19 protein-coding genes are annotated in these 22,303 nt (G+C 71.2%); 9 read left to right on the top strand and 10 right to left on the bottom strand.

Features of this window, described 5'->3' with window-relative positions; all coding sequences use genetic code 11:
* The first annotated feature begins 136 nt into the window (after window positions 1-136).
* A complete protein-coding gene (locus tag BLR04_RS18510) occupies window positions 137-934 on the top strand; it encodes a 2-keto-4-pentenoate hydratase (RefSeq protein ID WP_090766447.1) in 798 nt (265 codons plus the stop codon).
* A gap of 52 nt (window positions 935-986) precedes the next feature.
* Window positions 987-2,183, top strand: coding sequence for a kynureninase (kynU, locus tag BLR04_RS18505; protein ID WP_090766444.1), 1,197 nt, complete (start codon window positions 987-989; stop codon window positions 2,181-2,183).
* Here kynU and BLR04_RS18500 read toward each other — a convergent pair.
* Both BLR04_RS18500 and BLR04_RS18495 read right to left on the bottom strand, forming a co-directional pair.
* Window positions 2,176-2,406, bottom strand: coding sequence for a hypothetical protein (locus tag BLR04_RS18500; protein WP_090766441.1), 231 nt, complete (start codon window positions 2,404-2,406; stop codon window positions 2,176-2,178). The genes kynU and BLR04_RS18500 overlap by 8 nt on opposite strands.
* A 10-nt stretch (window positions 2,407-2,416) precedes the next feature.
* Window positions 2,417-3,463 (bottom strand): DUF2293 domain-containing protein, encoded by a 1,047-nt coding sequence (locus BLR04_RS18495; RefSeq protein ID WP_090766438.1) that lies wholly within the window; start codon window positions 3,461-3,463, stop codon window positions 2,417-2,419.
* Window positions 3,464-3,546: 83 nt separating this feature from the next.
* Here BLR04_RS18495 and BLR04_RS18490 point away from each other — a divergent pair, with 83 nt between their 5' ends.
* Window positions 3,547-4,353 (top strand): FKBP-type peptidyl-prolyl cis-trans isomerase, encoded by an 807-nt coding sequence (locus BLR04_RS18490; RefSeq protein ID WP_090766435.1) that lies wholly within the window; start codon window positions 3,547-3,549, stop codon window positions 4,351-4,353.
* Here the strand turns inward: BLR04_RS18490 and BLR04_RS18485 are convergent.
* The 3 genes from BLR04_RS18485 to BLR04_RS40725 all read right to left on the bottom strand — a co-directional run bounded on the left by BLR04_RS18485 (window position 4,340) and on the right by BLR04_RS40725 (window position 6,920).
* Window positions 4,340-4,738 (bottom strand): ATP-binding protein, encoded by a 399-nt coding sequence (locus BLR04_RS18485; protein ID WP_176903157.1) that lies wholly within the window; start codon window positions 4,736-4,738, stop codon window positions 4,340-4,342. The genes BLR04_RS18490 and BLR04_RS18485 overlap by 14 nt on opposite strands.
* A 105-nt stretch (window positions 4,739-4,843) precedes the next feature.
* Window positions 4,844-6,190, bottom strand: coding sequence for a methylation-associated defense system protein kinase MAD6 (gene mads6, locus BLR04_RS18480; RefSeq protein WP_090766428.1), 1,347 nt, complete (start codon window positions 6,188-6,190; stop codon window positions 4,844-4,846).
* Between the two features lie 316 nt (window positions 6,191-6,506).
* Window positions 6,507-6,920, bottom strand: a complete 414-nt coding sequence (locus BLR04_RS40725) for a C40 family peptidase (protein ID WP_176903156.1) — start codon at window positions 6,918-6,920, stop codon at window positions 6,507-6,509.
* 2,159 nt (window positions 6,921-9,079) lie between these two features.
* Between BLR04_RS40725 and BLR04_RS18465 the strand changes: the two genes are divergently transcribed.
* Window positions 9,080-9,421 (top strand): STAS domain-containing protein, encoded by a 342-nt coding sequence (locus tag BLR04_RS18465; protein ID WP_090766418.1) that lies wholly within the window; start codon window positions 9,080-9,082, stop codon window positions 9,419-9,421.
* Here BLR04_RS18465 and BLR04_RS40720 read toward each other — a convergent pair.
* The 4 genes from BLR04_RS40720 to BLR04_RS18445 are packed head-to-tail and all read right to left on the bottom strand — an operon-like array spanning window position 9,345 to window position 15,513.
* Window positions 9,345-11,585, bottom strand: a complete 2,241-nt coding sequence (locus BLR04_RS40720; protein WP_245740325.1) for a terpene synthase family protein — start codon at window positions 11,583-11,585, stop codon at window positions 9,345-9,347. The two genes, BLR04_RS18465 and BLR04_RS40720, sit on opposite strands and share 77 nt — an antisense overlap.
* A gap of 2 nt (window positions 11,586-11,587) precedes the next feature.
* Window positions 11,588-12,976, bottom strand: coding sequence for a family 2B encapsulin nanocompartment shell protein (locus BLR04_RS18455; RefSeq protein WP_090766415.1), 1,389 nt, complete (start codon window positions 12,974-12,976; stop codon window positions 11,588-11,590).
* A 28-nt stretch (window positions 12,977-13,004) separates the two neighbouring features.
* Window positions 13,005-14,414: a family 2B encapsulin nanocompartment shell protein gene (locus BLR04_RS18450; RefSeq protein ID WP_090766412.1), complete on the bottom strand. Its 1,410-nt coding sequence runs from the start codon at window positions 14,412-14,414 to the stop codon at window positions 13,005-13,007.
* A 49-nt stretch (window positions 14,415-14,463) separates the two neighbouring features.
* Window positions 14,464-15,513: a polyprenyl synthetase family protein gene (locus BLR04_RS18445; RefSeq protein ID WP_090766411.1), complete on the bottom strand. Its 1,050-nt coding sequence runs from the start codon at window positions 15,511-15,513 to the stop codon at window positions 14,464-14,466.
* 184 nt (window positions 15,514-15,697) lie between these two features.
* On the opposite strand from BLR04_RS18445, the gene BLR04_RS18440 reads away from it, so the two are divergent.
* From BLR04_RS18440 to BLR04_RS18420, 5 genes are all read left to right on the top strand, one after another.
* Complete coding sequence (locus BLR04_RS18440; RefSeq protein ID WP_090766410.1) at window positions 15,698-16,879, top strand: zinc-dependent alcohol dehydrogenase; 1,182 nt, start codon at window positions 15,698-15,700, stop codon at window positions 16,877-16,879.
* A gap of 52 nt (window positions 16,880-16,931) precedes the next feature.
* A complete protein-coding gene (locus BLR04_RS18435) occupies window positions 16,932-17,981 on the top strand; it encodes an NAD-dependent epimerase/dehydratase family protein (protein WP_090766409.1) in 1,050 nt (349 codons plus the stop codon).
* A gap of 61 nt (window positions 17,982-18,042) precedes the next feature.
* Window positions 18,043-18,495, top strand: coding sequence for an ATP-binding protein (locus tag BLR04_RS18430; protein ID WP_176903155.1), 453 nt, complete (start codon window positions 18,043-18,045; stop codon window positions 18,493-18,495).
* A gap of 76 nt (window positions 18,496-18,571) precedes the next feature.
* Complete coding sequence (folP, locus tag BLR04_RS18425) at window positions 18,572-19,471, top strand: dihydropteroate synthase (RefSeq protein WP_245740323.1); 900 nt, start codon at window positions 18,572-18,574, stop codon at window positions 19,469-19,471.
* Between the two features lie 11 nt (window positions 19,472-19,482).
* Window positions 19,483-19,884, top strand: coding sequence for a DnaJ family domain-containing protein (locus BLR04_RS18420; protein ID WP_090766405.1), 402 nt, complete (start codon window positions 19,483-19,485; stop codon window positions 19,882-19,884).
* Between the two features lie 45 nt (window positions 19,885-19,929).
* Here the strand turns inward: BLR04_RS18420 and BLR04_RS18415 are convergent, their stop codons facing one another.
* On the bottom strand, window positions 19,930-22,065 hold the full coding sequence (locus BLR04_RS18415; RefSeq protein ID WP_090766402.1) for a transglycosylase domain-containing protein: 2,136 nt from the start codon (window positions 22,063-22,065) through the stop codon (window positions 19,930-19,932).
* Between the last annotated feature and the right edge of the window lie 238 nt (window positions 22,066-22,303).

Below are 22,303 nucleotides of genomic sequence, written 5' to 3'. Positions count from 1 at the left end.
GATCAAGGGATACCGGAAGCTGTCCACCAGGACAGGTCTCCAGCGCGTGACCGTTTCCTCCCGGGTGGCCGGAGTTCGGTCGTGGTGGGAAGCTGGGGGACGGGACGCTCGGACGCCACGAGACGGGAGCACGCTGATGCAGGACGAATGGTCCCAGGCGGTGGACGTACACGCGCAGGCCGCCGACCGGCTCGCCGAGGCGGTGCGTTCTGGCAAGCCGTGCGCGCCGGTCAGGGACCTGGTCGGCACCGAGGCCGACGCGTACGCCGTACAGGAGATCTCCACGAGACGCGCGCTCGACGCGGGCAGGAGACCGGTCGGCCGGAAGATCGGCATGACGAACCCGCTGATCCAGCGGCAGATGGGCGTCGACCAGCCCGACCACGGCATGCTGTTCGCCGACATGTGCCACGGCGACGGGCTGCCCATCCCGATCGAGGGGTTCCTGCAGCCGCGCGCCGAGGCCGAGGTCGCCCTGGTTCTCGGCCGCGACCTGGTGGGCGGCCCCTTCACCATGGCCGACATGGTCAGGGCCGTGGAGTTCGCCCTGCCCGCCATCGAGATCGCCGACTCGCGCGTCGCCGACTGGGACATCACCCTGGCCGACACGGTCGCCGACAACGCCTCCGCCGGGGCGTTCGTGCTGGGCGGCACGCCGATGCCGCTCTCCGGGCTCGACCTGCGGGCCGCGACGATGACGATGACGCGCGACGGCGAGCGGGTCTCGGCCGGGTCGGGCGAGGCGTGCCTGGGCAACCCGCTGAACGCCGCCGTCTGGCTGGCCACCAGGCTGGGGCGTACCGACCGTCCGCTGCGGGCCGGCGACGTGGTGCTGACCGGGGCGCTCGGGCCCGTCGTGCCGGTCGGGCCTGGCGAGGTGTTCGAGGCGCGCGTCGAGGGGCTCGGCACGGTACGGGCGGTGTTCGCCGCGTGACCCGGCGCGGGACAATGGGGTTAAAAGGGACAAAGCCACGGGAGTAGCTCAGGTGCCAGATCGCGACCACTGCCTCGCCCTCGACGCCGCCGACCCGCTGCGGGCCTTCAGGGACGAGTTCGTACTGCCCGAAGGCGTCGTCTACCTGGTCGGCAACTCGCTGGGCGCGCTGCCACGGCGTACCGCGGAACGGGTGAGGCGCACCGTCGAGGACGAATGGGGCAAGAAACTCGTCGGCGGCTGGAACGCCTCCGGCTGGTACGCGCAGCCGCTGACCGTCGGCGACCGGATCGCCCCGCTGATCGGCGTGGGCCCCGGCCAGGTCGTGGCGGGCAACACCACCTCGATCGCCATCTTCCAGGCGCTCGCGGCGGCGCTGAAGCTGCGCCCCGACCGCCGCGTGATCGTCTCCGACGCCGACAACTTCCCCACCGACCACTACATCGTCCAGGGTCTCGCCGGGCTGCTCGGCGAGTACGAGGTGCGCGACCTCGCCGAACGCCGTTTCGACGACGCCGCCGTGGTGCTGCTGTCGGAGGTCGACTACCGTACGGGCGCCAGGCAGGACGTCGCGGCCGTCACCGCCGAGGCGCACGCGGCCGGCGCGCTCATCATCTGGGACCTGTGCCACAGCGCCGGCGTCATGGAGGTGGACGTCTCGGCGGCCGACTTCGCGGTCGGCTGCACGTACAAGTACCTGAACGCCGGGCCGGGCGCGCCCGCGTACCTCTACGTCAACCCGCGCCACCACGAGACCGCCGAGAACGTGCTGTCCGGCTGGTTCGGCCACGCCGAGCCGTTCGCGTTCGAGACCGATTTCCGCCCGGCCGAGGGCATCAGGCGGTTCGCGGTGAGCACGCCGCACGTGGTGTCGTTCGCCGCCCTTGACGCGGCGCTCGACATCTGGGAACGCGTGCCCATGGCGCAGGTCAGGGCCAAGAGCAAGGCCCTGACGTCGCTGTTCGTCGAGCTGGTCGGCGACGCGCTCGAACTCGTCTCGCCCGCCGACCCCGAGGCGCGGGGCAGCCAGGTGAGCTACCGCCACCCCGACGGCTACCCCGTGATGCGGGCGCTCATCGACCACGGCGTGCACGGCGACTTCCGCGCGCCCGACATCCTCAGGTTCGGCTTCGCGCCGCTCTACACCAGCTACACCGACGTCCACGACGCCGCCGCCACGGTGCTGGAGGTGCTCGGCAAGGAGCTCTGGCGCGACGAGAAGTACGCCCGGCGCCTCGCCGTCACCTGACCTCGTCGAGCCGGGCGATCGCTCGTTTCCGGGCGATCGTCCGGTAGCTCTCCTCGACCCGGTCGAGCAGGACGCCGAGCTCGGGCAGCTCCGTCTCGAACGGCACCGTGACCCAGCCCGACCTGCCCAGGCCGTAGCGGCTGGGCGCGGCGCCCGCGACGCTGAGCGCGTGCCCGTGCGCGAACGCGCGCATCTGCTCACGTACGTCCTGCCAGCCGCTCATGCTTTCGACATCAACGGGGCGGTGTCCGGAACTCGGTGAGTTTGTCGTCGATGGCCTGCCTGATGCGGTCGCGGGCCTCCGCCCGGGGCACACCGGCCATGAGCAGGCGGTCGTAGTCGGTGTCGAGGTGGCGGACCGAGGCGACGACGGCGAGGGTGATGGCGTTCTCGTCGAGCGCCTTCGCCGCCGCCGTACGGCCCACCCGGCCGCTGCCGCGCTGGGCGGCGTGCCCGGCGATCTCCAGTGCCCGCTCCGGCGGGCAGCCGGGGAAGAGCCGCGCGATCTCGGCGGCCATCCGGCCCTGGAACTCGACGTCCTGCTCCTCCCTGCGGACCCGGTCGCGCTCACGGCGGCGCAGCCGCGCCTCCTCGTCGGCGAGACAGCGCTCCTCGGCGGCTGCGAGAGCCGCCTCCTCTACCAGGACGCCGACCCGCTGGTAGACCTTGCGCCGCCGGTTGAACCGCACGACCACCGCCGACAGCCCGCTCTCCTGCTTGGCCCGGCGGCTCAGTGCCGCGTTCCCGGACGGCAGGAACACCAGATGGTCGAGATCGGCGCAGGTCAGGCAGTGCGGCCGGTCGTCCTCCATGATCAGGTAGGGGCCGGTGTCGGCGCAGGAGGCGCACGTCCAGGCGTCGAGCGAGGCCACCGCCACCAGGTCGGGCGCCTTGCTCTGCGCCTCGGCCAGCCGGCGGACCCGTGCCTCGCCGAGATCGGGCGAGAGCCAGTGCACCCGGAACGGCTCCTGCGCGGGCCCGGAGGTGAAACGCAGCTCCTTCCTGTCGCGGGTGCCCGCGACGTACGGCGTCTCCATCGGCTTGAGGCCCTTGGCCACGGCCCACTCGCGCAGCAGCTGCGCCGTGGTGAGCAGGCGGTCCTCGTCGACGGCGGCCAGCTCGGCCAGCGTGGTCACCCGGCCCTGCCGCCAGGTGTCGACGTGCCGCGAGTGCAGCCAGCGCAGCCCCGTGACCACGTCGATGAACGTCACGTACTTGCGGGCGGTCAGCGCGATCTCGGCCGCCTCGGCGACCCGGCGCGCCAGGTTCGGCTTGCTCACGGAGACAGTTTGCCGGGTGATGGCGCCGGACGCGGCTTCCCTTGCACCGACCCAGGCAACAGAAACGGATCAGGAGGTCAATCGTGCGTCTGTACTGGCCCGCCCTCCTCATGCTCGCCGCCTCGTGCGGCGTGCCGCAGGGCGGCACGCAACCCGTCGTCATCGGCGCCTTCGGCAGCAGGCCGAAGGTCACCATCCCCAGCGGCGCTCCCGGACGTACGCCGCGCATCACCGTGCTGTCGGTCGGCGGCGGGCGGCCCACGGCCGCGGGAGACGTGGTGCTCGCCGACGTCGACGTCCGCCGCTGGGCCGGCAACGAGCCGTACATGAGCACGTACGACAGCCGGCCCGCCACCGTGGTCCTCGACGGCAGGCAGGTGCCGGAGACCTGGCGGCGGTCGCTCATCGGCCGTCCGGCGGGCAGCCGGGTCCTGCTCGTCAGCCCGGCCGCCGAGGCGCTCGGGCCGGACGTGCCGCGCACCGGCGTCACGCGTGCCGACACGCTCGTGGTCGTCTTCGACATCCTCGGCGGCTACCCGGCGGACGCCCGGCTCGTCGGGCGCACCCTGCCGGTCGTCCCGTCCGACCTCGCGCCGGGGGAGCCGGGGCGCATCCTCATCGACGGCTCGGGCCGGACGATCGCCCCTGGCTCGAAGGTGATCGTCCAGTACGTGGCCGCGTCGTGGCCCGGCAGGACCGTCGTCGACTCCTCCTACAGGCGCGGCGGGCCCAGCGCGTTCACACTGAAGGAAGGCGCGGTGCCCGCGGCCTGGCTCGACGCCCTCACGGGGCAGCGGGTGGGGTGCCGCGTGGCCGTGGCCGTGGCGGTCGCGGGAGAGAGCCCGGCGCTGTACGTGATCGACGTCCTCGACACGATCAACCCGGTCTAGTGCTCCACACGATGCGGCACGCGGCCGTACGAACGGTCGGTTCGACGGTCTCCTCGTAGGAGTCGGCGAGATTCCGTACGATCAGCAGGCCCCAGCCGCCCTCGTCGGTCAGCCGCGGCGCCGAGGCGGCCGCCGCGCCGCGGTCGGTCACGGAGATCGTCACCTCGCCGGGGGCGAGGTCGAGGCGTACACGGAAGGTGGCGCACCGATGCCCGCTCGCGGAGTGCAGCACGGCGTTGGTGGCGAGCTCGCTCACGACGACGGCGACGTCGTCGGCCCGGGAGCAGCCGGCGGGAAGACGCGACACCGCCCACGCGCGGGCGTCGCCGACGGCGGCAGCGGTGCCGTCGAACTCCTCGACAACGTGTGTCCTCGTCGCCTTCATCGCCTGCTGCTGCTCTTCGTGAGATCTCTCCAGGTCATCCGGACGTTTTTCGGGTGCGTTGCCGACCATATACGGTCAACCTGACTGCCGGGCCACGGACGTCCGTCAGGGCTTGGAGACGATGCGGCGGACGAGACGCATCAGCCGCGACTCCTGCGCGGGGATGCCCTCCAGCGCCTCAAGCGCCTCGGCCGCGCCCGGCCGCTTGCCCGGGGAGTGGTCGAGCATCCGGCGGACGATCTCGGGCACGTCGGGGCCCTGGGCGTCGGAGCTGGTCGGCAGGTGGCCCGTGAGGAGCTGGTAGGCGATCACGCCGGCCGCGTACACGTCGGAGGCGGTGCTCATCTGGTCGGGCCGCTCGTGACACTCGGGGGCGACGTAGTGGGCGTCGAGCACGTTGCCCAGCTCGTGGACCAGCGTGTAGTTGCGCGGCCCCGGCTTGGCGTAGTCGAAGCCGGTCAGCACCGCGTGCCCGTCGTCGGTGACGAGCACCGCGGCGGGGGTCAGCGCCCGGTGGATGACGCCGTTGGCGTGCGCGTGCGCGAGCCCGCGCAGGAGGTCCTGGATGACGCCCAGCCGGGCGCCCTGACCCAGCGACAGGTGCAGCGCCTGGCCGTGGACGTCGTCGAGCACCAGCACGAACCGGCTCTCGTCGTCGATCGCGAAGAAGTCGCGCGAGCGCACCACGCACGGGTGGGGCGGGATCTGGGCCAGCGTCTGGTAGGCGTTGGCGATGCGCTGACGCTCGGCCGCGCGCGACTCGTTGTCGGCCAGCGGGTCGGCCTGGTAGACCCGCAGCAGCACGGTCTCGCTGCCGGGGAGCGTGGCGTTGAAGGCTCGGTATTCGGTGACCTTCGAGTCGCCGCCCAGCTGCTCCTCGACCTCCCAGTTGCCGAACCTGGGCGGCGCGGTGCTGCGCCGGACGCTCTGGTTGAGCGCGTCGAGAACCGCCGTCATGTACGGCCGGATCTCGGGGCTGCAGCCGCGCCTGACCCGGGAGACGTCGCTCAGGGTGTCGATCAGCCGGGGCATGTCGGTGACGTTGACCGCGTCGCGCCCGACCTGGTCGACCAGCTCGGCGTCGGGGGAGGTGAGCACCACCAGGCTGTCGACGTAGACGCGTTCGAGCTGCGTGGCCTTCGAGACGAGCAGGCCCTTGAGCGCCTTGGCCGTGCCGCGCAGCTTCGTCACCGGCGAGCCGAACGCCTCGCGGCGCGGCGGGAACCAGCGCGAGCCCGACACCTCGATGCGGCCGCGGGTGCCCTTGACGTCGACCACCACGAGCGAGTGGCCGGTCAGCACGATGAGGTCGACCTCGAACACGTCGTGCCCGCGCGGCACCTCGATGTTGTGGAGCAGCAGCCAGTCGGCCGGGGCGTGGTCGCGCAGGTAGGCGATCACACGCCGCTCCGCGTCGTTGACCGGACGTCCTCCGCCGACGATCTCTGCCATGCCGCCTATCCTCGCACGGGAATCTGTGGACAGCCTGTTGTCAGGTAGACAGCATGCTGTCAAGTAACGAACCGTTCACCACGCCGCACACCCCGCTGTCCGCGCCCTGCCCTCCGACCGCGAGACCGGGCACGTCACCGTACGCCTGCGTCTCGAGCACACCGGCACGACCCGGGCCCGCAGGCGCGGCCGTCACCGTGGGCGGACTGCGCGTCCCCGGTTTCGGCGCCCGGCCGCCTTGCGGCGGGCGGCAGCGTTCCCTTCATCCTTCCCGGCACCGACCTGCGGGACACCGGTGACACGCTGGCTCGGCCGGTCAGCCTCGGGTGAGGTCGGTGGCTCTTCCGGTGGGACGGACCACGCCCATGAGCGTCCGTCGTTCCAGGGCCTCGATCCGGACGACCTCGCCGGTGTGCGGGGCGTGCACGATCCGGGCGGTGTCCAGGGCGATCCCCACGTGCTCGGGGCCGCGGCTCTTCGGGTTGCTGTCGTAGAAGACGAGATCTCCCGGCTGGACGTGCTCCTTCGGGACGCGTACGCCGGAACGCCACTGCTCGTGCGTGGTGGTGCCGATCTCGGCCCCTGCCCGCGCCCAGGCGTACTCGGCGAGGCCGGAGCAGTCGAAGCCCCACGTCCTCGCTCCCTTGCCGATCCCGAAGCCAGGCCCGCGCACACCACCGCCACCCCACGAGTACGGAACCCCGATCATCTCCACCGCAGCCCGCGCCACAACGGCACCCGCCGACGACCCCGCAGCGGTCTCGGGGACGAACCCCCCGTCCGGCGCGGGCACAGCGCCCGACCCTGTGGCGGATGCCGTGGCGGGGCCTGCGTCGGATTCCGCGCCGGATCCCGTGGCGGGCTCCGTGGCGGGCTCTGCGGCGGGGTTTGCAGCGGACCCTGCGCCGGACTCCGGGGCAGACCCTGCGTCCGGCTGCGCGGCGGAGCCCGTGTCGGACTCCGGGGCAGACCCTGCGTCCGGCTGCGCGGCGGAGCCCGTGTCGGACTCCGGGGTGGACCCTGCGTCCGGCCGCGCCCCGGACCCCGTGTCGGAGTAGGGGGCGGACGCTGTGTCGGGCTCTGTGGCGGATTCCGAGGTGGGTTCTGTGCCCGTATGGCAGCCGACGGCCGCGGGGCAGCTGTCCTCGGCCGCCGCGGCGGTGGTGTGCGTGGCGAAGAGGATCGCCAGCGCGATCGCCGGCAGCGGGGTCAGTAGCGGGTGCATGGCATCTTCAGCGCTCCGTCAGTCGTCCGGGCCGGTTGGGACGGCGCCGGGGTCAAAGGTCGTTCGCCGGTACATTCCGCCATTTCTATGGCGATAAAACGCCCTTTGGTTGCTTGAGATGCACATATGGCTATAAGCGGAAAAATTATCGCGTATGAGTTTCCGGACAAAGCCCCGCGAGTCGTGATATTTCCTGACGAATAGCAGCTCATCAGCGATGTCACGGCGACCTCATCAGCCGCCGCCCCCCGCGCCCGCCTCGCCGCGCGCAGGCGGTGCCGCGCCCTCAACCGCGAACAACCGCCCGTGCGCGCGCACGGACAGCCGACGCCACCGGCCCTACCAACCGCGACGGGCCGACCGTGACGGGCCGACCGTGACGGGCCGACCGTGATGGGCGGCGGCCCATCTGCCGGCGGCGATGAGCGCAGGACTACTGGCGGCCGGCCGAGCAGGTCCCCGCCCGGCGGGGCGACGGATGGGTTCCGCCCGCCCAGGCAGCGCCGAACGAGTGACGTTCGCCCAGGTGGGGCGGCACTCCATGGTTTCCGTCGAGGTGAGGGGCGGCGATTCGACCGAGCCTGCTGAGGGGCGCGGTGATGCCCGTCGAGGCAAGGCTGGCGGCACGGTGGTGGTGGCCGTCGAGGCGGGCATCGGGTGGGTTGTCTCCACCCAGGTGGAGCGACGAGCGGGGTAGTCCGTCGGGGGTTGAAGTGGCGGCCCGACCGGGCATGTCGAGGGGTCCGCAGCTCGTCGGGGTGGATGCCGACCGGTCCTGTCCCCAAGCGGTGGGGGTGGCGCGGTAGCGTCCGCCGAGTCGGGACCGGCGACATAAGGCCCGCCGGAGGTCTTCGCCCAGGTGGAGCCGTGAGTGGGTAGCCCGCCGAGGTGGGGGCCGCGACCCCAGAGAGGCTGCCGAGAGCCCTGCTGGCCCTGTCGGGCGGACGTCGACCGGGTAACGGTCGCCGAGGCAGGGGCACCGGTAGGAACAGCGAGAGGCGGGGGCCACCGTGGCAGGGGCGCCGTGGCGGGGGCGGCGAGAGGCAGGAGCGGTCAGGCAACGGCGGCCAGGCAACGGCGGCAAGGTAGGGGCGGTGGGCGGGTTGCGTCTCGCCCTGGTGAGGGTCCGGTTGTGTTCGGCGGGGTGGGCGACCTGGAGCGTCCCGCCGAGGTGGGGCGCCGACCGGGTCGCGGTCGTTAAGACGGCCCTGCCACCGTGGCGGGGGTGCCGTGGCGGGGTGGCGAGAGGTAGGGGGCGGCCAGGCAGGGGGCGGTGGGCGGGTTGGGTCTGCTTGGTGGTGGGGCGGTAGCTTTCGTCGCGGTGGGTGGGTGGTTGTTGGGGTGGGTTGGGCGGTCGGTGGTGCCTTGGCGTTGGTGGTTTGCTGGGTTATGGGGCTGGGTGTGCTTCTCGGGGCGTAGATCGTTCGTGGGGGGCGGGGGGAATGCGTCACGGGGGGCGTACGACTTGGTGGGGGTGGGTTATCGGGAAAGCGCTGTTCGTCAGTGTTCTCCAGGGGTCGGGTCAGATTCCGGCGAAAAAGACATAGCGTCATATACCTCGTGTAGCCTGGATTCGGACTAATCACCGGAATTCGGTGGTCGTCCCCTGCCGCAGGCAGTGCCACAACAACCCCCAGAGCGTGTGTCAGGGGGTGCGATAAAGGGTGAACGTCCAGGAACGACTGCTCTACCGGGACGAGCAACTGTCGATCACGGTGACGGAGACGCCGGGCATACCGGCCGTCACGTTGTCCGGCGAGGTCGACGCCACCAACAGCGTGGCGCTCGCCGGCGCGCTGGCGAGCTGCCGCAGGGGGCGCCACGTCGTCGTCGACACCAGCAGACTGACCTTCATCGACGTCTCGGGCCTGCGCGTGCTCGCCATGCCCGCCCTCGAACCGTCGCAGCGGTGGATCCGGCTGCACAACGTCACGCCGTACCAGCAACGGCTCCTTCACCTGATGGGATGGTCGTACCAGCCCACGGAACCGCACCCGGCGCCCTAGACGCGAGCACCCGGGGCAGCACCGCCGCCGACGTGCCGAGCCCCGTCGGACCGCCCAGCCGGAACGGTTGCGGCTCGTGGTGGCGGCGGAGCGTCGGCTCGTCGTAGCGCTTGCAGTGGCGGTGCCAGTTGAGGATCGCCGCCAGCCAGGCGCGCAGCTCGGCCACGAACGCGTCGAGGTCGCGTCGCGCCTCGTCGCCGAGGCCGAAGTCGGCGCAGACGAGCGGCAGCTCGTGCTCGACGATGTGCTCGAACTGCCGCACCCGCGCGGCCATCAGGTCGTCGACGATCGCGAGGGCCGTCGGGTAGTCGCAGTCGAAGAAGTTCTGCACCACCAGGACGCAGTTGTGCACCTCGCCCTCGAACTCGATCTCCTTCTGGTAGGAGAAGACGTCGTTGAGCAGCGTGCCGGCGTCCATCATCGCGTTCACGGCGGCCACCATCGGCCCGCTCGCGTAGAACTCCTCCGGGAGGCTCTTGGAGTGGCGCAGCCTGCTCAGGCTCATCGTCAGCTCGGAGCCGAACGTCAGCCTGCGCATCTCGAGGTAGTCGACCGGGTCGGGGACGCGGTGGATGATCTCGTTGGACAGTTCCCACAGCCAGCCCTCGCACATCTCCTCGACCGCGGCCCGCAGCTTGCGCCGGTCGGCAGGCGGCATCGGCCCGGCCGTACGCGCCCACACGTCGGCCAGCCCGCATTCGAGCGGATTCGTCGGCGGTGGTGCGGGCGTGCCGTCGAGCGGCATGTAGTGGCCGAACCGCTCGACCATCACCTTGGCCGCCGCGAGGTTGCGCGTACGGCCGAAGACGACGGGGAAGTAGTCGTCGCCGTACGTGCCCCAGGCCAGCCAGAACGAGGCCAGGTCGAGCTCCTCAGGAGTGGCGTCGGGGTGCAGGCCGGCCGCGCACAGCGGCAGGTCGTAGTCGAGGAGCTTGCGTTCGTCCCACACCGCCGCGGTGCCCGGGGGTTCGAGCATGCCCGTCTCCGCGCACCAGACCGTCAGGTTGCGCCGTGCGCCGTCGAGGTGGGACGACAGCCGCAGCTCGTACGGGACGTACAGGTCGGGGATCTGCGACGGCCCCACCCGCCGGTACGGCTCGTGCGTGAACGAGCGCACCCGCTTGGCGCCCAGCACGTTGACCAGCGACATGCCGAACGGCCGGTGGGTGCGCGCGCCCTTGTTCATGTAGCGGCTGGAGCGCATGTGCCACTCGTGGCCGCCCGACTGCCAGTCCTGCAGCCCCTTGACGTACGCGAGGACGCCCGCCGCGCTGATCGGGTCGATCGCGTACTCGGTGAACAGCGGCCCAAGCTCGGTGAAGACCGTGTGCTCGAACTGCTGGAGCCGCGAGGTGAGCAGGTCGTTGACCGCCTCGGCGGCCTCCTGGGTGCCGCAGCCGAGGAACTTCTCCAGCACCAGCACGCCGTTGCTGAGCTCGCCCTCGTCGCCGACCTCCCGCTGGTAGGAGAACAGGTCGTTGCGCAGGTGGACGGCGTCGGCGAAGGAGTCGCACAGCACCCGCATCGGCCGGGTGCCCGCGATGCGGGCGGGCACGGCGGCGCCCACGGCGTGCTCGACGAGCCCGGCCGACCAGGGCGCGCCGCCGACCTTGCGCCGCATCTCGATGTACTCGACCGGGTTGGACACCCGGCCGCGGTTGATGTTGGCGAGCTCCCACAGCGACTCGTTGAGCAGGTTGCGGGTGCTCTCGGCGAAGCGCGTCCGCCAGTCGGCCGGCATGCCCGGCACCGTACGCGGCCACAGGTCGGCGAGGCCGGCCTCCACCGGGTTGGTCGGTTCGGGCACGGCCACGCCGTCGCCCATCGGCATGAACGCGGCCAGCCGCTCGAGGTACGCCTTGCCGCCCTCGAGGTCGCCGGTGCGCTTGAAGACCTCGAGGAAGTGGTCGTCGAAGAAGAACACCCACACGTACCAGTCGGTGATCAGGCACAGCTCGGCGGCGTCGCAGTCGGGGTGGGTGTAGGAGCACAGCAGCGGATAGTCGTGGGCGTCGAGGTCGGCCTGTTCCCAGACGCCGGAGCCCTCGAGCATGCCCATGTCGCGCGCCCACCGTCTGGAGTGCAGGCGCGCCTCCTCGAGATGCTGGTTGAGCCGGGCGGGGTACGGCACGTAGAAGTCGGGCAGGTCGAACGGCTGGGACAACGTCACTCCTTCACCTGGGCATTCAGTTCCACGCCCTCCAGCACCCCGAGCGCGTCGGGCACCAGCACCGCGGCCGAGTAGTAGGCGCTGACCTGGTACGAGGCGATGGCTCGCGCGTCGATGCCGGTGAACGCCACGCTCAGCCCCGGCTCGACCTGGTCGCGCACGTCGGCGGGGCGCAGGCCCACGACGCCCTGGTCGTCCTGTCCCGTGCGCACGACGATGATCGAGCTGGTGCCCGTACGGCTGATGGGGATCTTGTCGCAGGGCAGGAGGGGCACGCCGCGCCAGGCGGTCAGCCGCGAGCCGTGCAGCTCGACGCTGTCGGGGTAGACGCCCCGGGCGTTGCACTCGCGGTGGAAGGCCGCGATGGCGCGCGGGTGGGCCAGGAAGAACCGCGACTTCTTCCTGCGGCAGAGCAGCTCGTCGAGGTCGTCGGGGGAGGGCGGCCCCGTACGGGTCTGGACGCGCTGGCGCGGGTCGGCCTGGTGCAGCAGCCCGAAGTCGCGGTTGACGACGAGCTCGCGCTCCTGGGCCTCGCGGATCGCCGCGACGGTCAGCCTGATCTGCTCCTGCTTCTGGTCGATCGGTTCGTTGAACAGGTCGCTGACCCGGGTGTGCAGGCGCAGCACCGTCTGCGAGACGCTCATCACGTATTCGCGCGGGCCAGGGTCGTAGTCGGCGAACGTGCCGGGCAGCACCGGCTCGCCCCGGTGCCCGGCGGCCGTCACGATCGCCGCCTCGCCGTACTTGTTGCGCCGCCGGGAGGCCACGGCGCGGTGGCGGTCGAGCGCGGCGCGCAGGGCCGGCGACTGCTCGGCCACGGCGCGCACCTCGGCCCATGGCAGGGCGAGCACCGTGCACGGGGTGCCGGCCCGCAGCGTGTGCGGCCACACCGCGCCCTCGGCCGGGGGCTCCGACCCGGCGTGGTCGCCGTCGGCCAGCGAGCCGAGGACGACGGGGTCGCCGTACGCGCCGGACTGCAGCCGGGTCGCCCGGCCGCGCGCGACGAGCAGCAGCTCACCCGCCGGAATGCCGGCGGCGACGATCGTGTCGCCGCGGTCGTACTCGCGCTGCTCGAAGCGCCCGGCCAGGGTGTCGAGCACGGGGTCGCCGGCCAGGCCGTGCAGCGCGGGCAGCTCGGCCAGGCTCGGCGGGACGACCCGGAAGCGGGCCCCCGTGTTGGAGAAGCTCACCCGGCCTCCGCCGACCGGGTACGTCAGCCGCCGGTTCACCCGGTAGACCCCGGCCGCGACGTCCACCCACGGCAGCATCCGCAGCAGCCAGCGCGGTGAGTCCTCCAGCGTCTGCGGGACCGTCTTGGTCGTGGTGGCGAGCGTGCGCGCCGCCGCCGTGTCGAGGCTCAGCGGCTGCTGATCGGCCTCGGTCATGGATCACCTCCGGGGAACGGGCGGACGGCTAGTCGTTGCGGCCGAGCTCGACGTCCTCGAGGACGCCGAGTGCGTCGGGCACCAGGACGGCGGCCGAGTAGTAGACGCTGACCAGGTAGGAGATGATCGCCTTCTCGTTGATGTTCATGAACCGCACCGACAGGCTCGGCTGGTACTCGTCGGGGATGCCGGTCTGGTGCAGGCCGACCACGCCCTGGTTCTCCTGGCCGGTGCGCATGAGCAGGAACGACGTCGTGCGCGCGCCGGTGACCGGGATCTTGTTGCAGGGGAAGATGGGCACTCCGCGCCAGGCCGGCACGCGGTGGCCGCTGACCTCGCTCGACTGCGGGTAGAGACCGCGCTTGCTGCACTCGCGGCCGAACGCGGCGATGGCCTGCGGGTGGGCCAGGAAGAACGCCGGTTCCTTCCACACCAGCGAGAGCAGGTCGTCGAGGTCGTCGGGGGTGGGAGGGCCGGAGCGGGTGCGGATGCGCTGGCTGAAGTCGGTGTTGTGCAGCAGGCCGAACTCCTTGTTGTTGACGAGCTCGTGCTCCTGCCGCTCGCGCAGCGCCTCGATGGTCAGGCGGAGCTGCTGGTCGAGCTGGTTCATCGGCTGGTTGTACAGGTCGGAGACCCGGCTGTGGACGCGCAGGACGGTCTGGGCCACGCTGAGCTCGTACTCGCGGGGGCTCTGCTCGTAGTCGACGAACGTGCCGGGCAGCACGGCCTCGCCGACGTGGCCGGACGACATGTCGATGGCGGCCTCGCCGTAGTCGTTGGTGGCGTGCGAGCCCTCGGCGCGCCAGGTGTCGATGTGCTCGGTGAGGCCCGGGTGCAGCGCGGCGACCTGCTCGAAGTCGCGGCGGGTGAGCGTGAGGACGGTGGTCGTCGTCTTGGCGCGCGCGGTGAAGGCGTACTCGCCGCCGTCGGTCAGTGACTGCTCGCCGAAGTGGTCGCCGTCGGCCAGCACGCCGATGTCCTGCTCGTCGCCGTACGCGCCGAGCCCCACCTTGCCGACGCGGCCGTGCGCGATCAGCACGAGCTGGTCGGCGGGGGCGCCCTCGGAGACGATCTTCTCACCCGCCTCGACCTCCCGCTGGGTGAAGCGGGAGGCCAGCGCTTCGAGCGCCTCCATGTCGTCGAAGCCGCGCAACATGGGCAGCTCGGTGAGCTCGGCCGGGATGACCCTCACCTCGGAGCCCGTCGTGCTGAAGGTGATCCGGCCGTCGCCGAGCGTGTACGTGAGCCTTCGGTTGACCCGGAACACGCCGCCGGAACACTGCACCCACGGCAGGAGCCGCAGCAGCCACCTGGAGGTGATCTCCTGCATCTGCGGCGGCGTCTTGGTCGTGGTCGAGAGCTGCCTCGCGGCGTCGGTGCTCAGGCTGAGCTGGCCGTTGCCGTTTTCGGGCATGGAGGAATGGGTCGTTTCCGTCATGGTACGTTCCACCAATCTCAGAGGGTGACTCAGCGGTTACCGAGAAAAGTCATTTGGTGCGGTGGGCGAGCTGGTCGGCCATCCGCGCCAGCTCGTCGGCGGCCTCGGGCTCGACGGGCGCGGCCGCGAGGGTGGCCATGGCCTCGGTCACCCGCTCGCCGATCATCGCCTCGACCCGGGCCAGCGCGCCGGTCTCGACGAGGATCTGGCGCAGCTCGGCGGCGCGCTCGTCGGTCAGCTCGGGGTTGCCGTGCCAGGCGCGCAGGTGGGCGAGCTGGGCGGGGGAGGCGTGGTGGGCGGCGTGGGCGAACATCACGGTCCGCTTGCCCTCGCGCAGGTCGTCGATCGCCGACTTGCCGGTCTCGTCGGACGAGCCGAAGGTGCCGAGCACGTCGTCGCGCAGCTGGAACGCCTCGCCGAGCGGCACGCCGAAGCGCGAGTAGGCGTCGAGCAGCTCAAGGGAGGCGCCGGCGAGCGCGCCGCCGATCTGCAGCGGCCGCTCGACGGTGTACTTGGCGCTCTTGTAGCGGATCACCGTCAGCGCCTCGGACTCGGAGGCGTCGGGCCTGCGCTGGGAGAGGACGTCGAGGTACTGGCCGCTGATGACCTCGGTGCGCATGGCGTCGAAGATGTGGTGGGCGGCGCGCAGCCGCAGCGGGTCGACGCCGCACGACGACAGCAGCGTGTCGGACCAGGCCAGGGCGAGCGTGCCCAGCAGGATGCCGCCTGCCTGGCCGAACGCCTCGGCGCCAGGCCCGTGGTGCAGCCGGGCGAGGCCGCGGTGCACGGTGACCCGGCCGCGGCGCAGCTCGCTGCCGTCCATGATGTCGTCGTGGATGAGCAGGCCGGCGTGGCACAGCTCCAGGGCCGCGGCGGCGCTGATGATCTCGTCGCGGTCGTCGCCGCCCGCGCCGCGCCAACCCCAGTAGCACAGCTGGGGTCGAACGCGTTTGCCGCCGCCGAGGACGAAGTCGGCGAGCAGCGTGTACGCGGCCTCGACGCCAGGATCGGCGACGGGTGCGCTCCAGGACTCGAGGAAGTCGGTCAGGCGTGAGTCGATGCGTTGGCCCAAGGTCTGCTGGGTGAGGCCCACCGGCATGGGTGCGGCTCCTTCGGGGGTGATCCGTCGGTGACTACACCTAGTTATGCATCCAATACGCAAGGTGTAAAGAGTCTTCAGCCCCTTGGGTCTTCCATTGCCACAGCCGTACCAACAGGCCCGCCGTTTGATGTCCTCAGTGGGGGTATTCGGGCTTTATGGCCAAGCCATGAAGGAGACGAGCATGAGAGCGGTCACCTGGCACGGCAAGCGTGACGTACGCGTCGAGGACGTCCCCGACCCCGCGGTCAAGGAGCCCAACGACGCGGTCGTCCGGATCACCAGCAGCGGCATCTGCGGCTCCGACCTGCACCTGTACGAGGTGCTCGGGCCGTTCATGGCGGAGGGCGACATCCTCGGCCACGAGCCCATGGGCATCGTGGAGGAGGTGGGCTCCGGCATCACCAACATCAAGCCGGGCGACCGGGTGGTCATCCCGTTCAACATCGCCTGCGGCCACTGCCACATGTGCGGCATGGAGCTGTACGCGCACTGCGAGACCACGCAGGTGCGCGAGCACGGCATGGGGGCGGCGCTGTTCGGCTACACCAAGCTCTACGGCCACGTGCCCGGCGGGCAGGCCGAGTACCTGCGGGTGCCCGAGGCGCAGTTCGGCCCGATCAAGGTGCCAGAGGGGCCGCCTGACGAGCGCTTCGTGTACCTGTCGGACGTGCTGCCCACCTCGTGGCAGGCCGTCGCGTACGCGGACATCCCCGAGGGCGGCAGCGTCACGGTCTTCGGCCTCGGGCCCATCGGCCAGATGAGCGCCCGCATCGCCCGCCACCTCGGCCACCGCGTCATCGGCGTGGACGGCGTCACCGCGCGTCTCGACATGGCCCGCCGCCACGGCATCGAGGTCATCGACGCGAGCGAGGTCCACGACGTCCCGGCGGAGATCAGGGAACGCACCTCGGGCCGCGGCACCGACTCCGTCATCGACGCGGTCGGCATGGAGGCGCACGGCTCACCCGCCGCCAAGCTCGCCCAGACGCTCACCGGGCTGCTGCCCGGCGCGGTCGCCGCGCCCATCATGGCGAACGCGGGCGTCGACCGGCTCGCGGCCCTCATGCAGTCCATCGACTCGGTACGCCGCGGCGGCGTCATCTCGATCACCGGTGTCTACGGCGGCATGACCGACCCGATGCCGATGCTGCGCATGTTCGACAAGGGCGTGACGCTGCGCATGGGGCAGGCGCACGTCCGGCGGTGGATCAGCGCGCTGATGCCGCTGCTGACCGACGACAGCGACCCGCTCGGCGTGATGGACCTCACCACGCACCGGATGCCGCTGGAGCAGGCGCCCGAGGCGTACGCGATGTTCCAGAAGAAGGCCGACGGCGCGGTGAAGATCCTGTTGCGGCCATGACAGGCCAGGTCAGGCGGGTTTCACCGACGACGGCGCGGGCAGCGGAGCACGCATGAGAGTCGTCGTGGTCGGAGCCACAGGCAACGTGGGCACCAGTGTCGTACGCGCGCTCGCCGCGGACGACACGGTGACGTCGATCGTGGGCGTCGCCCGCCGCCTGCCTGGCTGGCAGGTCGAACGCACCGAATGGCGTCAGGCGGACGTCGCCGCCGCGGACCTGACGAAGATCTTCGAAGGCGCCGACGCCGTGGTGCATCTCGCCTGGCTGTTCCAGCCGACCAGGACACCGGCGATCACCTGGCGCGCCAACGTGCTGGGCAGCATGCGGGTCTTCCGCGCCGTCGCAGAGGCCGGGGTGCCGGTGCTGGTGCACGCCTCGTCCGTGGGGGCGTACTCGCCGGCGCCCAAGGACCGTCCGGTGGACGAGTCGTGGCCCACGCACGGGTGGCCGGGCGCCTCGTACGGGATGGAGAAGGCGTACGTCGAGCGGGTGCTCGACCTGTTCGAGCACGACCACCCGGCCATCCGCGTGGTGCGGATGCGTCCCGGGTTCATCTTCCAGCGGGCGGCGGCCACCGAGCAGCGCCGGCTGTTCGGCGGCCCGTTCGTGCCGCGGCGGCTCGTCAGGACGGGCCGCATCCCGGTCATCCCCGACATCCCGGGGCTGCGTCTGCAGGTGCTGCACGCCGAGGACGCCGCGCAGGCGTACCGGCTGGCGGTCACGCGGGAGGTGCGGGGGGCGTTCAACCTGGCCGCCGAGCCGGTGATCGGCACGAACGAGCTGGCCGGGCTGCTCGGCGCGCGCACCGTACGGGTGCCGGAGCGGATGGCGACGGCGGCCATGGCCGCGTTCTGGCACCTGCGGCTGCTGCCCGCCGAGCCGGGGCTGCTGGAACTCGTCCTGCGGATGCCGATCATGAAGACCGACCGGGCGAGGGAGGTGCTCGGGTGGCGGCCGCGGCACTCGGCCCTCGAGGCCATGCGCGAGATGTTCGAGGGGTTGCACGACGGTGCGGGCATGGACACGGCTCCGCTGGCGCCGGACCGGGGGCCGGTGGAGCGCATCCGCGAGCTGGCGACCGGAATCGGCCGGCGGCCGTGAGGCCATGATCGCGGGCGGCCGCCTCCTGAGACGGTGGCGCGGCGCGGACACGAGGAGGGACATGCGGACCTTGCTGGCCGAGTCCTTCACCGAGCGCGACGTGACGCGGCTGCGCCGGATGGTCGCGGAGAAGGCCGCGCAGGCGGGGCTGCGGGGCTCACGCCGGGACGACTTCGTGCTGGCGGTCCACGAGAGCGTGGTCAACGTCGTCGAGCACGCGGGCGGCCGCGGCTACCTGCGGCTGTGGACGGTCGACGGCGTCGTCTGCTCGGAGACGATCGACCACGGCTCGGGCATCCCCGACGCCTACATCAGCCCAGACCACCGCCCGTCCGAGCGGGCCGACTTCGGCCGCGGCATCTTCCTGATCCGCCACCTGGCCGACGAGGCCGACTTCGACACCGGACCCCACGGCACGACGGTGCGGCTCACGATGCGCTTACCGCGCCGGTCCGCCCGACGGGACATGCGGACGATCAAGGGTTCGGCGCCCGGCCTCGGCCGCTTCGCGTGACCCGTCCAGCCGAGCCCGGCCCGGCCGGCCTGAACGGCCGCCGGGTAGGCTCGGGGGGACGGAAAGGGATCACCACGTGAGCGGCGAGAAGCTTCCCCTCGGGACCATCTCTCCCGTGCGGCGCATCGGGCAGCGGGAGTTCGACTTCGAACGCCAGGTGGCGATCATGGCCATCGTCAACCGCACCCCCAACTCCTTCCACGACCAGGGCAGCACCTTCGCGCTCGACAACGCGGTCGCGGCCGCGAAGAAGGCCGTCGACGACGGCGCCGACTGGGTCGACATCGGCGGGTTCGCCTTCAGCGCCGCGCAGGCGCCGATCGACGCGGCCGAGGAGATCGACCGCGTCGCCCCGGTGATCGCCCGGGTGCGGGCCGCCACCGACGCCGTGATCTCCGTCGACACCCATCGGCCCGAGGTGGCCAGGGCGGCGATCGAGGCAGGGGCCGACGTCATCAACGACACCAACGGCCTGCGCGAGCCGGGCATGGCGGAGGCCGCGGCCGAGCTGGGCGCCACCGTGGTGGTCACGCACAGCCTCGGCGGTCCTGGCCGCCGCGTGTTCCGGCCGAGCTACTCCGACGTCGTGACCGAGGTGGCCGCGTTCCTGCGCGAGCGGGTCGCCTACGCGCTCGACGCCGGCATCGCGCCCGACAGGATCATCATCGATCCGGGCCACGACCTGAACAAGAACACCTTCCACTCGCTGGAGCTGACGCGCCGGCTGGAGGAGATCACCGCGATCGGCTACCCGACGCTGGTGGCCCTGTCGAACAAGGACTTCATCGGCGAGACCCTCGACCGCCCGCAGACCGAGCGCAAGGAGGGCACGATCGCCGTCAACGTCGTCTCCATCCTCAAGGGCGCCCGCATCCTGCGCGTGCACGACGTGGCCGCGACGGTCGCGTCCGTCCGCATGACCGAGGCCGTGCTCGGGTGGCGCGGTCCGCTGGCGCCCAGTCACAACCTCGCCTGAGGAGGCCGTACGTGACCGACCGCAAGCCGCTCGGGGTTCCGTTCGAGTCCTGGATCGACCGGCAGATCCGTGAGGCCGAGGAGCGGGGGGAGTTCGACGACCTGCCCGGCCAGGGCAAGCCCCTGCCGGGGGTCGGTGAGCAGCTCGGCGAGATGTGGTGGATCAAGCAGAAGATCGCGAGCGAGGGGCTGTCGATGCCCCTGCCGCCGACACTCGCGCTGCGTAAGGACGCCGAGGAGGCGCTGGTCCAGGCGCGGGGCGCGCGTACCGAGGCCGAGGCGCGGCGGATCGTCGAGGAGATCAACCACCGGATCCGCGAGGCGATCAGGACCGGTTTGTCGGGCCCGCCGCTCAACCTGATGCCGTACGACGTCGACCAGGTCGTCTCGGAGTGGCGCAAGGCCAGGCGCTGACGCGTTCGCCGGACCCGGGTGCTCCGGGTCCGGCGATCGGCCGTGTTACTCGTCCAGCTGGGTCAGGATCTCCCCGTCGTCGAACGGGTCGCCGCCGCGGTCGTCGTCCTGGTTGTGCTGCACCGGACGGCAGCTGGCGCCGCAGCCGCCGAAGCGCTCGGGGTTGACCGGGGTGAACTCGGTCGGCGGGACGCCCTTGAGGGCGGAGATCATGGTGTCCTTCCAGATCGGGCCCGGGATGGACGCGCCGAACACCGACCCGTAGTAGGTGCCGCCGATGGTGATGTTGTTCAGCTTGTGCACCTGCGAGCCGCGCGGGTCGCCGATGCTGACCGCGCCGGCGAGGTCGGGGGTGAACCCGGCGAACCACGCCGTGGCCTGGTCGTCGGTGGTGCCCGTCTTGCCGCCCGCCGGGCGGCCGATGCCGCCCACGCCCTTCATGGTGCCCTTGGTGAACACGCCCGACAGGATGTCGGCCGCCGCGTCGGCGACCTCGGGGTCGAGCGCCTGCCGGCACTTGGGCCGGTAGTTGGTCACCTTGCCGTTCCGGTCGGTGATCTTGGTGATCACCATCGGCTCGCAGTACTTGCCGCGCGCCCCGATCGCGGCGTACGCGGTGGCCACGGTCACCGGGTCCATCTCGTTGATGCCGAGCGTGAACGTCTCGTACTCCTGCAACGGCCGGCCGTCGGAGCGCTTGATGCCGAGGGACTTGGCGGTCTTGACCGTGTCACACAGCCCGACCTTCTGCTCCAGCGCCACGAAGAAGGTGTTGACCGACTCCCAGGTGCCGGTCTGCAGCGTCTTGAAGCCGCCGCCGCCCTCGTCGTTGGTGACGGTGTGGGTCGGGTCGCCGATGTTCTCGCCCTTGCAGTTCTTGAACGAGGAGTAGTAGGGCGCACGGTAGCCGCTGCCGGCCTGGAGCCCGTCGTTGAGCTTGTAGCCCTTCTTGAGGGCCGTGAGCAGCGTGAACGTCTTGAACGTCGAGCCCGCCTGGAAGCCGATGCCGCCGCCGTGCACCGCGTCGGCCACGACGTTGATCGACATTTCCTTCTTGCGCTTGTTGGTGCCGTACTTGCGGCTGGCGGCCATCGCCTTGATCGCGCCCGTGCCGGGCTGGACCAGGGCCTCGGCGGCCACCGGGTTGTCGCCGGCGAACACGTGCTTCCTGATGGCCTGCTCGGCGGCCCGCTGCATCTTCGGGTCGAGCGTGGTCTGGATCGTCAGACCGCCCCGGTTGAGGAACTGCTCGCGCGCCACCTGCGTCTTGCCGAACGCCGGGTTGCTGAGCACCTCGGCCCTGACGTACATGCAGTAGTAGGGGTACGGGCTGGTCGAGCAGCCGCCCGGGATGTCCGTGCCCTCGTAGTCGAGCTTCTGCTTCTTGGCCTCGGCGGCCTGCTCAGGAGTGATCTTCTTGAGCTCGGCCATCCGGTCGAGCACCACGTTGCGCCGCTTCAGCAGCCGGTCTTTCTGTGCCTTGCCGAGGTTGGGGTCGGTGGAGTTCGGGTCCTGGACGGCGCCGGCCAGCGTCGCCGCCTGCGCGAGCGTCAGGTCGGACGCGTTCACCCCGAAGAACCGCTTGGCCGCCGCCTCGACGCCGTAGGCGCCCGCGCCGAAGTAGGCGATGTTGAGGTATTTCTCCAGGATCTGGTCCTTGGTGTACTTCTCCTCGACGGCCAGCGCGTAGCGCAGCTCCCGCAGCTTGCGGGCGTAGCTGGGGGCGAGGGCGGCGTTCTTCTCCTTCTCGGTGGTCGCCGAGTTGAGCAGCACCTGCTTGACGTACTGCTGGGTGATGGACGAGCCGCCCTGGGCGATGCCGCCGGAGGTGAGGTTCTTGGCCAGGGCGCGGACGGTGCCCTCGATGTCGATCGCGCCGTGCTCGTAGAAGCGGTAGTCCTCGATCGAGATGATGGCCTTCTTCATGATGTCGGCCACGTCGGCGAGCTTGACGTTCTCGCGGTACTCCTCGTAGAACCAGGCGATGGGGTTGCCCTGGGCGTCGAGCACCGTCGTACGTTCGGCCAGCGGGGGTTCCTTGAGTGCCTCGGGCTTGATGCCGAGTTCCTCCGACGCCGAGACGAACGCCGCGCCTGTTCCACCGACAGCGGGCAACGCGATCGCGGCCGCTACCACTCCGGCCGCCGTCGCGGCCGCCGCCAGCCGCGCGAGACTCGACATACGGGTACCCATGGTGGTTAAACCCTCCCCTTCGTGGCAATACGGTGCATCTTAAACCCGGGCATGACGTGCTCCCTGTAAAAAGTTGGATGTCCCAAACGGCGCGAATGTTCTGATCTTTTTTCACGGATCGACGGTGAATCAGGGCTTTCGGGCGTTCTGTGGCTCGTGGGGTCCGCGGGACCAAGGGCGCCTTCTTCGACGGCTGAGTTTCTCCCACGCGGCAGCAAAGAACCGT

This window comes from Nonomuraea maritima (assembly GCF_900100395.1).
GTDB lineage: Bacteria > Actinomycetota > Actinomycetes > Streptosporangiales > Streptosporangiaceae > Nonomuraea > Nonomuraea maritima.
Note: the sequence above shows the minus strand (reverse complement) of the source record. Positions and strands in the feature narration are given on the sequence as shown.

Coding starts and splice junctions, on each gene's coding strand:
- BLR04_RS18510 (WP_090766447.1), top strand. CDS start 137: ATGCAGGACGAATGGTCCCAGGCGGTGGACGTACACGCGCAGGCCGCC.
- BLR04_RS18500 (WP_090766441.1), bottom strand. CDS start 2,406: ATGAGCGGCTGGCAGGACGTACGTGAGCAGATGCGCGCGTTCGCGCAC.
- BLR04_RS18485 (WP_176903157.1), bottom strand. CDS start 4,738: ATGAAGGCGACGAGGACACACGTTGTCGAGGAGTTCGACGGCACCGCT.
- mads6 (WP_090766428.1), bottom strand. CDS start 6,190: ATGGCAGAGATCGTCGGCGGAGGACGTCCGGTCAACGACGCGGAGCGG.
- BLR04_RS18455 (WP_090766415.1), bottom strand. CDS start 12,976: ATGACCGAGGCCGATCAGCAGCCGCTGAGCCTCGACACGGCGGCGGCG.
- BLR04_RS18450 (WP_090766412.1), bottom strand. CDS start 14,414: ATGACGGAAACGACCCATTCCTCCATGCCCGAAAACGGCAACGGCCAG.
- BLR04_RS18445 (WP_090766411.1), bottom strand. CDS start 15,513: ATGCCGGTGGGCCTCACCCAGCAGACCTTGGGCCAACGCATCGACTCA.
- BLR04_RS18440 (WP_090766410.1), top strand. CDS start 15,698: ATGAGAGCGGTCACCTGGCACGGCAAGCGTGACGTACGCGTCGAGGAC.
- BLR04_RS18435 (WP_090766409.1), top strand. CDS start 16,932: ATGAGAGTCGTCGTGGTCGGAGCCACAGGCAACGTGGGCACCAGTGTC.
- BLR04_RS18430 (WP_176903155.1), top strand. CDS start 18,043: ATGCGGACCTTGCTGGCCGAGTCCTTCACCGAGCGCGACGTGACGCGG.
- BLR04_RS18415 (WP_090766402.1), bottom strand. CDS start 22,065: ATGTCGAGTCTCGCGCGGCTGGCGGCGGCCGCGACGGCGGCCGGAGTG.